Origin of the sequence: Mycobacterium sp. IS-2888 (assembly GCF_001954215.1) — a bacterium.
GTDB lineage: Bacteria > Actinomycetota > Actinomycetes > Mycobacteriales > Mycobacteriaceae > Mycobacterium.
Map to the genome: position 1 here is coordinate 122,236 of NZ_MBET01000052.1, position 14,710 is coordinate 136,945.

The 14,710-nt window shown below is 68.5% G+C and carries 6 protein-coding genes; 4 read left to right on the top strand and 2 right to left on the bottom strand.

All coding sequences use genetic code 11. The annotated features are described in order from the left end of the window. Positions 1-4: 4 nt before the first annotated feature. A complete protein-coding gene (locus A5745_RS08730; protein ID WP_371336876.1) occupies positions 5-976 on the top strand; it encodes a heme A synthase in 972 nt (323 codons plus the stop codon). A 429-nt stretch (positions 977-1,405) separates the two neighbouring features. Beyond that, positions 1,406-9,796, top strand: a complete 8,391-nt coding sequence (locus A5745_RS25225; RefSeq protein ID WP_371336877.1) for an amino acid adenylation domain-containing protein — start codon at positions 1,406-1,408, stop codon at positions 9,794-9,796. A gap of 7 nt (positions 9,797-9,803) precedes the next feature. Here A5745_RS25225 and A5745_RS08745 read toward each other — a convergent pair whose 3' ends face one another. Beyond that, the gene (locus A5745_RS08745) at positions 9,804-10,451 is read right to left on the bottom strand and encodes a hypothetical protein (protein ID WP_076115758.1); all 648 of its coding nucleotides are present in this window, start codon (positions 10,449-10,451) and stop codon (positions 9,804-9,806) included. Between the two features lie 19 nt (positions 10,452-10,470). Here A5745_RS08745 and A5745_RS08750 point away from each other — a divergent pair, with 19 nt between their 5' ends. Next, positions 10,471-11,445, top strand: coding sequence for a quinone oxidoreductase (locus A5745_RS08750; protein WP_076115759.1), 975 nt, complete (start codon positions 10,471-10,473; stop codon positions 11,443-11,445). A 4-nt stretch (positions 11,446-11,449) separates the two neighbouring features. Here the strand turns inward: A5745_RS08750 and A5745_RS08755 are convergent, their stop codons facing one another. Continuing rightward, positions 11,450-12,364, bottom strand: coding sequence for a heme o synthase (locus A5745_RS08755; RefSeq protein WP_076115760.1), 915 nt, complete (start codon positions 12,362-12,364; stop codon positions 11,450-11,452). 254 nt (positions 12,365-12,618) lie between these two features. Between A5745_RS08755 and tkt the strand changes: the two genes are divergently transcribed. Next, positions 12,619-14,709 (top strand): transketolase, encoded by a 2,091-nt coding sequence (gene tkt / locus A5745_RS08760; protein WP_076115761.1) that lies wholly within the window; start codon positions 12,619-12,621, stop codon positions 14,707-14,709. The last annotated feature ends 1 nt before the right edge of the window (position 14,710 follow it).

A 14,710-nucleotide genomic window follows, 5' to 3' on the forward strand; every position in this document is an offset into this window, starting at 1 on the left:
TTTGTTGCCTTACGATCGGGCGGTGCTGAGACGGGCGTTGTTGCGGTTGGTGGACCTGCTCCCCTACCCCAGTCTGCGTGTCCAGCGGGTCATCGCCGCTACGGTGATCCTCACCCAGGGCGGCATCGCCGTCACGGGCGCGATCGTCCGTGTCACCGCGTCGGGGCTGGGCTGTCCGACCTGGCCGCGGTGTTTCCCGGGCAGCTTCGTCCCGGTCACGGTGACCGAGGTGCCGCGGGTGCACCAGGCCATTGAATTCGGCAATCGGCTGTTCAGCATCGGGGTGGTGATCACCGCGGCGCTGGCCGTGCTGGCCGTGACCCGGGCGCGGCGGCGTGCCGAGGTGCTGACCTACGCGTGGCTGATGCCGGTGTCGACGGTGGTGCAGGCGGTAATCGGCGGCATCACCGTGCGCACCGGGCTGCTCTGGTGGACGGTCGCGATCCATCTCCTCGTCTCGATGACCATGGTCTGGCTGTCTGTGCTGCTCTACGTCAAGGTCGGCGAGCCCGACGACGGGGTGGTCTCCGAGCGGGTGGCCAGGCCGCTGCGCGTGCTCACGGCGCTGACCGCGGTGAATCTGGCCGCCGTGCTGGTGACGGGCACCCTGGTGACCGCCGCGGGGCCGCACGCCGGTGACCGCAGTCCCAGCCGGACCGTGCCGCGGCTCAAGGTCGAGATCACCACCCTGGTGCACGCGCATTCCTCGCTGCTGATCGCCTACCTCGCGCTGTTGGCCGGGCTCGGCTTCGGGCTGCTGGCGGTCGGCGCCGCCCGGGCCGTCGTGCTGCGGCTCGGCGTGCTGCTCGCACTGGTATGCGCGCAAGCCGCCGTCGGTACCACTCAGTACTTCACCGGGGTGCCCGCCGCCCTGGTCGCCGTCCACGTGGCGGGTGCCGCGGCATGCACGGCGGCGACGGCGGCGCTATGGGCCTCGATGCGGGAACGCGCCGAACCCGAGGCTGCCATACCCTGATCCGCATAGCGGATCTCACGGCGACACGCATCGGGGGACCCTCCGAACCTCCCATCGGGGGACACGGATTGTCTCCAAGCGGCGGATAGACGCCAACCGACCCGGTGGCCAAGATGGGTGCATCAGCTACCAATATCTAGCCCGAAGGTCAGGAAAATCGGTGAGCCACAATCCTTTAGACGGCGAAAATTGCACGGTGCCCGGCCTATACCAAGACGGGGAGCAGCAAAGCCGCCAGCCCAGCCCCACTCAGGTTCCGCCAGGCCGGCGAGCGGCTTTCGGCGCGGCCTCGCGTGCCACATCCCGGCACCATGTCGAGCAGAGCTGGACCGATATCCGGTCCAAATTCCGGCGGGCGGTGACCGCATGACGCTCGAGGCGCTACCACCGACGCGGGCGCACTCGACGCCTTCACCGCAAAAGGGGCGGGTGAGGACCAGATCACCGCGACGCACCCCGTCGGCGGCCGCTGACCGACCCGCGGTGATCCCGTTGTCGTACGCCCAAAACCGGCTCTGGCTGCTCGACCAGCTCCAGGGACCCGGCCCGGTCTACAACATTGCCCGCGCCCTGCGACTGGAAGGCCCCCTGGATCCCGACGCCCTGGGTGCGGCACTAGCCGATGTGGTGGCCCGCCACGAACCGTTGCGCACGCTATTTCGGGCGAACAACGGAATCCCCCAACAGCGGATCCTGCCCGCCGAGCACGCCCGGCTGGACTGGCAGATCCTCGACGCGACTAGCTGGCCGGCCGCGCGGCTGCAGCAGGCCATCGACACCCAGGCGGGCCATAGTTTTGATCTAGCCGCCGAAATCCCTTTTCGGGCACAGCTTTTCAAGGTTGACGAGCACCACCACGTGCTGGTGATCGTGGTTCACCACATCGCCGCGGACGGTTTGTCCTGGGCCCCATTGCTCAACGATCTCGCCGTGGCCTATGCCAGCCGGCGCGCCGGAGAAGCCCCCGACTGGACCCCGTTAGCGCTGCCGTACGTCGACTACACCCTGTGGCAGCGTGAGCAGTTGGGTGATCTGGCCGACCCGGGCAGCGCCATCGCCTCGCAGCTGGCCTATTGGGAACAAACCCTGGCCGGCATGCCCGAACGCTTGCAGCTGCCGACCGACCGGCCCTACCCCCCGGTGGCCGATCACCGCGGCGCCAGCCTGAGTGTGGACTGGCCAGCGCAGTTGCACCGGCAGGTGACCCGCCTGGCCCACGCGCACCACGCGAGCAGTTTCATGGTGATTCAGGCCGCCCTCGCCGCGCTGCTGTCGGCGCTGAGCGGTAGCCACGAGGTGGCGATCGGGGTCCCCGTGACCGGGCGCGATCACCCCGCCGTCGACGAGCTGGTTGGCATGTTCGTCAACACCGTGGTCCTGCGCATCGACCTGACCGGCGATCCCAGCTTCACCGAGCTGCTCGCCCAGGTGCGCGACCGCACCCTGGAGGCCCTCGAGCATCCCGACGTGCCTTTCGAGGTCCTCGTCGAACGGCTCAACCCCACCCGATCGCTGACCCATCACCCCCTGATCCAGGTGATGCTCGCCCCGCAACACACCATCCGGCCCGTGCTGGCCGATCTCGACATCACCACCGTGCCGGCACACACGCATAGCGCCCGCATGGACTTCGCGTTCTCCCTCACCGAACGCTTCACCCCCACCGGAGAGCCCGCCGGTATCGACGGCGACGTGGAATACCGCACCGACGTCTTCGATGCCGCCACCATCGGCACCCTGGTCCACCGACTACAGAAACTGTTGGCAGAGTTGACCGTTCATCCGCAGCGGCGGCCGTCAACGGTGGATCTGCTGACCGCGACCGAACACTCCCGGCTGGATGCGTGGGGCAACCGCGCCGCGCTGACCGCGCCGCGGGCCGCGGTCTCGGTTCCGGAATTGTTTGCCACACAGGTGACCCGCACCCCCGAGGCGGTGGCACTCATCGACGCGGGTGCCTCATGGACCTACCGCGAGCTCGATGCCGCCGCCAATCAACTGGCCCATGTGCTGGTCGAGCGGGGGGTGGGCACCGGCGACGTGGTCGCGCTGGTGTTCGAGCGCTCAGCGCGGGCCATCGTCGCGATGCTGGCGGTGTTGAAGACGGGGGCGGCCTACCTGCCTATCGACCCCGCACACCCCGATGCCCGCATCGCCTTCATGCTCGAGGACGCCACACCGGCGGCGATATTGAGCACGAGCGAGCTGACGGGCCGGCTCGCCGGCCATGGGCCGCCGGTCATCGATGTGAACGACGAGACGCTGGCCGGCCGGCCGGGCACCACGTTGCCGACACCCGCGGCTGACGATATCGCGTACCTGCTCTACACCTCGGGCACCACCGGGACCCCCAAAGGCGTTGCCATCACCCACCACAGCATCACCCAGCTGATCAGCTCGCCCACCCCGTTTCCCGCTGCGGCGCAGCGGGTCTGGACGCAGTGCCATTCCTATAGCTTCGACTTCTCGGCCTTCGAGATCTGGGGCGCGTTGTTGGACGGCGGGCGACTGATCGTGGTGCCGGAATCGGCCACCCGTTGCCCCGACGACTTTCACGCCCTGCTGGTAGCGGAACGGGTCACGGTGCTCACCCAAACCCCTTCCGCGGCAGCGGTATTGCCCAGCCACGGCCTGGAGTCGACCGCGCTGATGGTCGGCGGTGAGGCTTGTCCGGACGAGTTGGTGGATCGCTGGGCGCCGGGGCGGGTGATGGTCAACGCCTACGGCCCCACCGAAACCACCATGTACACATCGATGAGTGCGCCGCTGACGCCGGGTTCTGGGCCGGCGGCGATCGGAGTACCGGCGGCGGGCGCGGCGTTTTTCGTTCTGGATCCGTGGCTGCGGGCGGTCCCGCCCGGAGTGGCTGGAGAGCTGTACGTCGCCGGCGAGGGCGTGGGATGCGGGTATTGGCACCGCGCAGCCCTGACCGCGTCCCGGTTCGTCGCCTGCCCCTTCGGCGGCGCGGGGGCGCGGATGTATCGCACCGGGGATCTGGTGCGCTGGGGCGCCGATGGCCAACTACAGTACGTGGGCCGCGCGGACCAACAGGTCAAGATCCGCGGGCATCGCGTCGAACCCGCCGAAATCGCCAGCGCCCTAACCGAACTCGACGGAATCGACCACGCCGTCGTGATCGCGCGCGAGGACCGCCCCGGCGACAAGCGCCTCGTCGCGTACTGCACTGGCACCCTGGACCCCACCGCCGCACGCGCCGCACTCGCGCACCGGTTACCCCCGCATATGCTGCCCGCCGCGGTGGTGGTCCTGCCCCAACTGCCACGCACCGTCAACGGCAAACTCGACACCAGCGCCCTGCCCGCACCCCACTACGGCCAGGCTGACGGCTACCGCGCGCCCGGCACCGAGCTGGAAGAAATCCTCGCCGCCATCTACGCCGAGGTGCTGGGGATCGAGCGCGTCGGCATCGATGAATCGTTTTTCGACCTGGGCGGCGACAGCATTCTCGCCATCCAGGTTGCCGCACGGGCCCGCGCCGCGGGAGCCCTCTGCTCGCCTCGCGACCTTTTCACCGAGCACACCGTCGCCGGGCTGGCCCGGGTCGCGCGCATGATCGGGGAGGGTGACGACGGCCCCGCCGGGGAGGTGGCCGATGACGGTCTCGGCGACGTCACCCCGACTCCGATCATTCGGTGGCTGCACAGCGTGGACACGCTGGCCGGGCGGTTCCATCAGACCGCGTTGTTGCAGGCCCCCAGCGGCGTCGGCGGGGAAGACGCGGTGCTGTTGGTGCAGGCATTGCTGGATCGCCACCCGATGTTGCGGTTGCGGCTGCACACCGACGCGGCCGCCGGGGGGCAGTGGTCACTGGTGGCGGGCCCGCCGGGCTGCGTGGATGCACGCGACTGTGTGCAACAGGTGGCCGTGCTGTCGGAAGCGGCGCTGCGCGCGGCATGGTCTCGGTTAGACCCCGCGGCCGGGGTGATGCTCAGTGCCGTTTGGGTGGCTTCCACCACCCAGTTGGTGTTGGCCGTTCATCATCTCAGCGTCGACGGGGTGTCCTGGCGCATCCTGCTCGACGACATCAACACCGGGTGGGACCAGCACCGCGACGGCCGGCAAGTGATGCTCGCCGGCGGGGGCACCTCGTTTCGCCGTTGGTCCGAAGTGCTGGCCGAGTACGCCTCCCGCCCGGCCGTGACCGATCAGCTGGCGGCATGGCGCCGGATCGCGGCGATCCCACCCGCGCTGCCCGCGCCCGACACCGTCACCAGCCGGCATCACTCGGCATGGCTGGACGCAGCGACCACGCGCCTGCTGCTCGGTGCGGCGCCCGCGGCCTTCCACACCGGAGTGCACGAGATCCTGCTGATCGCTTTCGCGTTTGCCTGGGCACAGTTCCTGGACCGCGGGGACGATCCGATCAGCATCGACGTCGAGGGCCACGGCCGCGACGAGGGCGTGGCCCCCGGAATTGACCTGTCCCGCACGGTGGGCTGGTTCACGACCAAATATCCGGTGGGCTTGACCGTCGACCGGGTGCCGTGGCCCCAGGTGCTCGCCGGGGCGACGGCGGTGGGAGCGGCGGTCAAGCACCTCAAAGAGCAGCTTCGCGCGACACCGGACGGCCTGACCTTCGGCCTGCTGCGGTACCTCAACGCCGACGCCGAGCTGATCGGTGCCGACCCCACAATCGGTTTCAACTACCTAGGGCGCCTTGGTGTTTCGTCAGCGGCGCAGACCGATGAAGCCCTCTGGCACATCACCGATTCGGACCTGCTGTCCACCGATGCCGCGCGCGCGGGTTCGCCCCTGGCGCACACGGTAGAACTCAACGCGGTCACCGTCGACACCGACACCGGCCCCCAACTGCAGGCCAGCTGGACCTGGGCATCCTCGGAATTCGACGACACCCAGATCACCCGGCTGGGCCGGCTGTGGTTTGAGGCGCTGACCGGCATCTGCGCTCACGTCACCAAGGGCGGAGGCGGGTACACGCCGTCCGATCTGGTTCCCCTCCGGTTGACCCAACACCAAATCGAGCGCCTGGAGCAGACCCACCGGGTCCGAGATCTCCTGCCGCTGACGCCATTACAGCAGGGATTGCTTTTTCACAGCGTCGACCAGCAGGACGCCACGCAGGCCTACCTGGTGCAAGTTGAGATCGGCCTCAAGGGCCAACTCGAAGGCCACCGCCTTCACGACGCCGTGCAAACCGTCGTAACCCGCCACCCCAACCTGGCCGCCCGATTCGCCTACCAGCATCTCGACCAGCCGGTGCAGGTCATCGTCGATGATCCCGCGGTGCCGTGGCGCTATGTCGATCTCACCGAGAGCCCGAAGCCCGACATCGAGCCCGTGCGCGCCGCCGAACGAGCCGCCATCGGAGATATCAGCCACTGCAGTCCATTCCGGGCCGCCCTGATCCGCACCGCATCCGACGAACACACCCTGGTGCTCACCAACCACCACATCGTGTGCGACGGCTGGTCACTGGCGATCCTGCTCAGCGAGATCTTCGCCAGCTACGACCACCGGCCGCTGCCCGCGCCCACCCCCTACCGCAACTTTGTCACATGGCTGGCCGGCCAAGATCACAGCGACGCCCAAACAGCTTGGCGCACCCTGTTTTCCGGCTTCCAAACGCCCACCTTGCTCGGCCCCACACGACGGCTCGCCGAACGCGCGGTGAAATCGTGCCAACTGCCCACCGAAACCACCGAAGCGCTGACGCGATTGGCCCGTTCCCACCACACCACCGTCAACATCGTGCTGCAGGCCGCCTGGGCGCAACTGCTAGCCGGATTGACCGGTGCCACCGACGTCGCGTTCGGCACCACGGTCTCGGGACGGCCCGCCGATCTGGCCGGCGCGCAATCGATGGTGGGCCTGTTGATCAACACCATTCCCGTGCGCGCCAACATCACCGCGGACACCAACACGTCACAACTGATCAACCAACTCCGCCATGTACACAACGACACCCTCGAACACCAGCACCTCGCGCTCACCGACATCCACCGGCTGACCGGTCACGAAGCACTGTTCGACAGCCTTTTCATCTACGAAAACTACCCAGTCAGCGCGCAAGACCGAGTCGCGCACCAACTGACGGTCACCGACGTCACGAGCCGCGAATTCACCCACTACGCGCTGACATTGATCGTCGAACCGGGAACCCAGCTGGGATTTCGCTTCGAGTACGCCACCGATGTCTTCGACGCGGACGGCGTCGAGGCACTGACGCGGCGCTTGCACCGGCTGCTGCGGGTGATGACGACCCAGCCCGAGCGGCCGCTGTCGTCGGTGGACCTGTTCGACGGGACCGACCACACCCGGTTGGACGCGTGGGGCAACCGCGCCGCACTGACGCGGCCGGTGTCGGCGGTGTCGGTTCCGGAATTGTTCAGCGCCCAGGCCGCCCGCGTACCCGAAGCGGTCGCGCTGGTCTGCGGCGACAACTCCTGGACGTATCGCGAACTCGACACCGCCACCAACAAACTCGCCCATGCGCTGGTTGGTCGCGGGGTGGGCCCCGGCGATGTGGTCGCGCTCGCGTTTGAGCGTTCCGCGCAAGCCGTGATCGCGATGCTGGCTGTGCTCAAGACCGGAGCGGCCTATCTGCCGATCGACCCCGCCCACCCGTCAGCGCGGATCACCTTCATGCTCGAGGACACCGCACCGGTCGCCGCCCTCGCCACCGACGAGCTGGCCGGCCTACTCGACCAGTACCCCGTGCCGGTCATCGACATCAACGACCCGACGCACGCCGGGCAGCCGGCCACCCCGCTGCCCGCCCCCGCACCCGCGGACATCGCCTACTTCCTCTACACCTCGGGCACCACCGGGACGCCTAAAGGCGTTGCCATCACCCACCACAACATCACCCAACTCCTCACCACACTCGACCCGTTCACCCGCACCGCCGGCCACACCGTCACTCACTGCCATTCCTACGGCTTTGACTTCTCGGTCTACGAAATCTTCGGCGCGCTACTGCACGGCGCCACACTGCTCGTCGTCCCGGAGCAAATCACCCGCTCCCCCAACGACTTTCACGCCCTGCTGGTCGACCATCAGGTCAGCATGCTCACCCAAACCCCGTCCGCGGCGGCGGTCTTGTCGCCGGAAGGCTTGGACTCGACCACGCTGATACTGCTCGGCGAGGCCTGCACCGACGAACTCGTCCAGCGCTGGGCGCCCGGACGAACCATGATCAACGCCTACGGCCCCACCGAAACCACGGTCTGGGTCTCCACCAGCGCGCCGCTGACCCCCGACACGCGGCCCGCCCCCATCGGAACACCCGTGGCCGGCGCGGCCTTGTTCGTCCTCGATCCATGGCTGCGCCCGGTGCCGGCCGGGGTGATCGGGGAACTGTATGTCGCCGGCCCCCAGGTCGGCACCGGCTACTGGCGGCGCCCGGGCCTGACCGCGGCCCGCTTTGTCGCCTGCCCCTTCGGCACCACCGCGACACGGATGTATCGCACCGGAGACCTGGCGCGCTGGGACGCCGACGGCCAACTCCACTGCCTCGGACGCGCCGACGAACAACTCAAAATCCGCGGACACCGCGTCGAACCCGCCGAAATCGCCACCGCCCTAACCGAACTCGACGGCGTCGACCACGCCGCGGTCATCGCCCGCGAAGACCGCCCCGGCGACAAACGCCTCGTGGCCTACTACGCCGGCGCCCTCGACCCCGCCGCCGCACGCACCGCGTTGGCTGACCGCCTGCCCCACTACATGCTGCCCGCCGCGTTCGTGGTCCTGCCCCAGCTGCCGCGCAACGTCAACGGCAAACTCGACACCCGGGCCTTGCCCGCCCCGCACTACGGCGACATCGACAACTATCGCGCCCCCAGCACCGACGTCGAACGGATCCTCGCGGACATCTACGCCCGCGTGCTGGGCGTCGAACGCGTCGGCATCGACGACTCCTTCTTCGAGCTGGGTGGCAACTCCCTGCTGGCCATGCGGGCCGTCGCCGCCCTCAACCCTGCCCTGGAAGCACAGGTCACGGTGCGCACGCTATTTGACGCGCCCACCATCGCCGCCTTGAGCCAGCGGCTGCACGCACCGGACAGTTCGATCGAGGTCGTCCCGGTGGAGGTGCTCGCCGAGGGCGACGGCATTCCGCTCTTCTGTCTGCACCCCGGCGCGGGAATCAGCTGGGTCTACCGAAGCCTGCTGGCCTACCTGGACTGCCCGATCATCGGCATTCAACAGCCCCCGCACGACGGGCAATCCGGCCCCGGATCACTGCGCGACCTGGCCAAGAACTACGCCGATACCATCCAGGCGCTTCACCCGAACGGCCCATATCACCTACTCGGCTGGTCTTTCGGCGGCATCGTCGCGCATGAGATCGCCGTGGAGCTGCGCCGGCGAGGATGCGCCGTCCCACGCCTGCTCGCCCTCGACTCACTCCTCATGTCAGATGTTCACGACGTACCTTCGGTGACCGAAAGCGATGTCCTGCAGTCCCTTTTGATAGCCGCGGGCGTCGATATTCCCGAGCAGTCCCAACCGCTCACCCATGGGCAGGTGGAGGCATGCATCCAGCAGCGCGAGTCGCTGGAATTCGCACTCCCATCGAGGCAACTCGTCGAGACCATGGCCAAGAACGCGAACACCAATTTGCTTCTGCGCGCACAACATTCGCCGGCCATATTCGACGGCGACATGACCATCTTCTCGGCACGACCGACGGGCGGCCGCTCGGCGCTCCGGCAAAGCTGGCGCCCCTACGTCGCCGGCCGAATCACCGAGCACCCCGTCGACTGCGAGCACGAGGAGATGCTGAGCGCCCGATCGCTGAAACTGTTCGGCGATCAGCTCGCTGCGGCACTGGCCTAGGCAGGGGCTATGGCCGTCGATGCGACAGCGGGCCGAGCCCGAGCCGCTCGCACGCTGACTCCACGGCCAGCGCGAACCGGCGCTGGGCCCGGTCGCGGGTGCCGACATCAAGATGCGTCCAACCGAGCGAGGGCGCGATGACGTCCAGCCCCACCAGCCGGTCTCCAGCCACGTCGACGCGCGCGTAGAGCAGCTCGCCGACGCCGATCCCGGCGCGCTCGGCGGCCGACGCGAGGGCCGCGTGACCCACATCCCAGACCTCGAACTCCGGCTCGCCCGGCCAGGCGTGCGACTGCTTCCCGCCGAGAAAGATCAACGCCGACCGTGCCGTCCCGCCCGACATCGTGGGCACCCCGTCGCTCTCCAGGTCACGCAGGTATCGCTCGCCGAGGTTCCAGGCGACGGCGTCGGGCGGGTTGAGCAGGTAGCGCACGCGGCGGGTCCAGGCGAGGAATTCGTCGCGCCGGAGTGCGTCGGGGGCGGTACGCAGAATCACCACGTCAGCGCGCAGCGTCTCCGGGTCGTCCCAGGGCAGCCAACGAGCGTGCAGGCCGCGCGCCCGCAGCACCCGCACCAGCCCGGCGTCGTCGGCGTGGCGCGGGCCGCCCGCGAGCACGATCCGCGGATGGAACACGTCCGGCCGGGCCAGCTTCATGCCCGGGCATGATATCCGCATGCACGCAATCGAAATCAGCGAAACCGGTGGTCCCGAAGTCCTGCGCTACGTGGAGACGGCGCAGCCCACGCCCGGCCCCGGCCAGGTATTGATCAAGGCCGAGGCGATCGGCGTCAACTTCATCGACACCTACTTCCGCTCGGGCCATTACCCGCGTGAGCTGCCCTTCATCCTCGGCCAGGAGACCTGCGGCACGGTCGTCGCCACGGGCGACGGGGTCGACGGGCTCGACGTCGGGGACCGGGTGGCGTCCGCGGCGGCCTCCGGTGCCTACGCCGAATTCGCCACCGCCCCAGCGTTTTTGACGGCAAAGGTGCCCGACGGTGTGGGCTCCGATGTGGCGGCGTCGGTGCTGCTGAAGGGCCTGACGGCGCACTACCTGCTCAAGTCGGTGTATCCAGTGCAAAGCGGCGACGCGGTGCTGGTGCACGCCGGCGCCGGCGGCGTCGGGCTGATCCTCACCCAATGGGCGCATCTGCTCGGCGCCCGGGTGATCACCACGGTCTCGACACCGGAAAAGGCGCGGATCTCGAAGGACGCCGGAGCCGACGAGGTGCTCTCCTACCCCGACGACCCCGCGCAGTTCGGCGAGCGGATTCGCGCGCTCACCGACGGCGCCGGCGTGGCGGCCGTGTACGACGGCGTCGGCGCCAGCACCTTCGACGCCAGCCTGGCCAGCCTGGCCGTCAGAGGGACGCTGGCGCTGTTCGGCGGCGCCAGCGGGCCCGTTCCGCCGTTCGATCCGCAGCGCCTCAATGCCGCCGGGTCGGTGTTTCTGACCCGGCCCTCGCTGGTGCATTTCATGCGCACCGCCCAGGAATTCAGCTGGCGCGCGGAGGAATTGTTCGACGCGGTCGCCGGCGGGGCCATCCGGATCGAGGTGGGCGGGCGCTACCCCCTGGCCGAAGCGGCCCGCGCGCACGAAGACCTGCAGGGCCGCAAGACGACCGGCTCGGTGGTGCTGCTGCCGTAACCCGTTAGAGCAGCGTCGGCAGCGCGATCACCGAGTCGAGCGCCAGCGCGCAGAACACCACGGCGAGGTAGTTGTTCGACTGCAGGAACAGCCGCAGCGGCTTGATCGGCTCGCCGGCGCGGACTCCGGCGTAAAGCTGGTGGGCCATCGCCAGGAACCACACCCCGGCCAGCAGCGCGACCGCCGCGTAGAGCCAGCCGGTGGCCAGCGCCAGCGCCAGCGTCGCGGCCACCGTCAACCAGGTGTAGATCAGGATCTGCTTGGTGACCTGACGCTCGGTCGCCACGGCCGGCAGCATCGGGACGCCCGCCGCTCGGTAGTCGTCCTTGTACCGCATCGCCAGCGCCCAGGTGTGCGGCGGCGTCCAGAAGAAGATGATCGCGAACATCACCAGCGCCGGCCAGCCGATGGTGCCGGTGACGGCCGACCATCCGATCATCACCGGCATGCACCCGGCCGCGCCGCCCCACACGACGTTCTGCGACGTGCGGCGCTTGAGCAGCAGCGTGTAGACGAACACATAGAACGCGATGGTGGCGATGGCCAGCAGCCCCGAGAGCAGGTTCGTCGTCCACCACAGCCAGAAGAACGATCCGATGCTGAGCACCAGCCCGAGCACCAGCGCGTTGCGCGTCGGCACCGCGGCGCGCGCCAGCGGCCGGCGGGCGGTCCGCTGCATCATCTTGTCGATGTCGGCGTCGGCCACGCAGTTGAGCGTGTTGGCGCCCCCGGCGGCCAGCATTCCGCCGATCAACGTGTCGAGGATCAGCAGCGGGTTCACGTGGCCGCGTTCGGCAAGCAGCATCGCCGGGATCGCGGTGACCAAGAGCAGCTCGATGACCCGCGGCTTGGTCAGCGCCAGGTACGCCAGCACGGTGGGGCGTATTCGGCTCGGCGCGACGCGCCCGCGAACGCTCACGCAATAACTCCTCGGGGTCGCAGCGGCGCGCAGCATCTACTACGCACGATGGTAGACCGCGTGCCTGCGGCGTCCCGCCCGCAGGGTCTGTTCACTCCGAGATTTTCCCGTTTGCGGGACTGAATGCAAAGCGTGATCGGCCTGCGCGTAATTTCACACCGGCCGGCCCGCTTACCCCAAATCCTGCACTGCAAACGCCGGGGCTCCCGCACTAGGGTGAGATTGATCAGCTTGATGACCCAAGGATTGAGTCTGTGACCACACTCGAAGAGATCTCCACGCTGACCCAACAGCACCTTCCCGACGACTGGGCCGACATCGACTCGGCGGCGGTCGACACCATCCGGGTGCTGGCCGCCGACGCCGTCCAAAAGGTCGGCAACGGGCACCCCGGGACGGCGATGAGCCTGGCCCCGCTCGCGTACACGCTGTTTCAGCGCACGATGCGGCACGATCCCAGCGATCCGCACTGGTTGGGCCGCGACCGGTTCGTGCTGTCGGCCGGGCACAGCAGCCTGACGCTGTACCTGCAGCTCTACCTTGGCGGCTTCGGCCTGGAGCTGTCCGACATCGAGTCGCTGCGCACCTGGGGATCCAAGACTCCGGGGCATCCGGAGTTCCGGCACACCAAGGGCGTCGAGATCACCACCGGCCCGCTCGGCCAAGGCCTGGCGTCGGCGGTCGGGATGGCGATGGCGTCGCGCTACGAGCGTGGCTTGTTCGACCCGGACGCCGCGCCCGGGGAAAGCCCGTTCGACCACCACATCTACGTGATCGCCTCCGACGGCGACATCGAGGAGGGCGTGACCTCGGAGGCGTCGTCGCTGGCGGCCGTGCAGCAGCTGGGCAACCTGATCGTGTTCTACGACCACAACCAGATCTCCATCGAGGACGACACCAACATCGCGCTGTGCGAGGACACCGCCGCCCGCTACCGCGCGTACGGCTGGCACGTACAGGAGGTGGAGGGCGGCGAAAACGTCGTCGCGATCGAGGAGGCCATCGCCAACGCGCGGTCCGTCACGGACCGGCCGTCGTTCATCTCGCTGCGCACCATCATCGGCTACCCCGCGCCCAACCTGATGAACACCGGCAAGGCGCACGGGGCGGCGCTGGGCGACGACGAGGTCGCGGCCGTCAAGAAGATCCTCGGCTTCGATCCCGACAAGAAGTTCGAGGTCCGCGACGACGTCATCGCCCACACCCGCAAGCTGGTCGACCGGGGCAAAGAGGCGCACGAGAAATGGCAACCCGAGTTCGAGGCGTGGGCACAGCGCGAACCCGAGCGCAAGGCGCTGCTGGACCGGCTGACGGCGGAGAAGTTGCCCGACGGCTGGGACGCGGACATCCCGACTTGGACACCGGAGGACAAGCCGCTGGCCACCCGTGCGGCGTCCGGCAAGGTGCTGAACGCGGTCGGCCCGAAACTGCCGGAGCTGTGGGGCGGCTCGGCCGACCTGGCGGGCAGTAACAACACCACCATGGACAACGTTAAATCGTTTGGGCCCCCGTCTATTTCGACGAAGGACTACACCGCCGACTGGTACGGTCGCACGCTGCACTTCGGCGTTCGCGAACACGCGATGGGCGCCATCCTGTCCGGCATCGTGCTGCACGGGCCGACCCGGGCCTACGGCGGCACCTTCCTGCAGTTCTCCGACTACATGCGCCCGGCGGTGCGGCTCGCGTCGCTGATGAACATCGACACCATCTACGTGTGGACGCACGACTCGATCGGGCTCGGCGAGGACGGCCCCACCCACCAACCGATCGAACACCTGTCGGCGCTCCGTGCGATCCCCCATCTGTCGGTGGTGCGACCCGCCGACGCCAACGAGACCGCGTACGCGTGGCGCACGATCCTGGCCCGCGGCAACGGCAGCGGCCCGGTCGGCCTGATCCTGACGCGGCAGGGCGTGCCCGTGCTGGAGGGCACCAACTTCGAGGGCGTCGGACGGGGCGGCTACATCCTCGGTGACGACGGCGGTGACGAGCCCGACGTCGTCCTGATCGGCACCGGCTCGGAGGTGCAGCTCGCGGTCGAGGCCCAGAAACTGTTGGCGGACCGCGACATTGTGGCGCGAGTGGTCTCGATGCCGTGCGTGGAGTGGTTCGAGTCGCAGCCCGAGGAATACCGCGACAGCGTGCTGCCGCCGTCGGTGTCGGCCCGGGTGGCCGTCGAGGCGGGCGTCGCGCAGTCCTGGCACAAGCTGGTCGGCGATACCGGCAAGATCGTCTCGATCGAGCACTACGGGGAATCCGCCGACTACAAGACTTTGTTCCGTGAATATGGCTTCACCGCCGAAGCCGTCGCTGCCGCCGCGGAACAGGTAGTTGACAACTGAG

What these genes read in the sequence shown, in the direction of transcription:
- A5745_RS08745 (WP_076115758.1), bottom strand. Translation starts at nt 10,451, where the DNA reads ATGAAGCTGGCCCGGCCGGACGTGTTCCATCCGCGGATCGTGCTCGCG.
- A5745_RS08750 (WP_076115759.1), top strand. Translation starts at nt 10,471, where the DNA reads ATGCACGCAATCGAAATCAGCGAAACCGGTGGTCCCGAAGTCCTGCGC.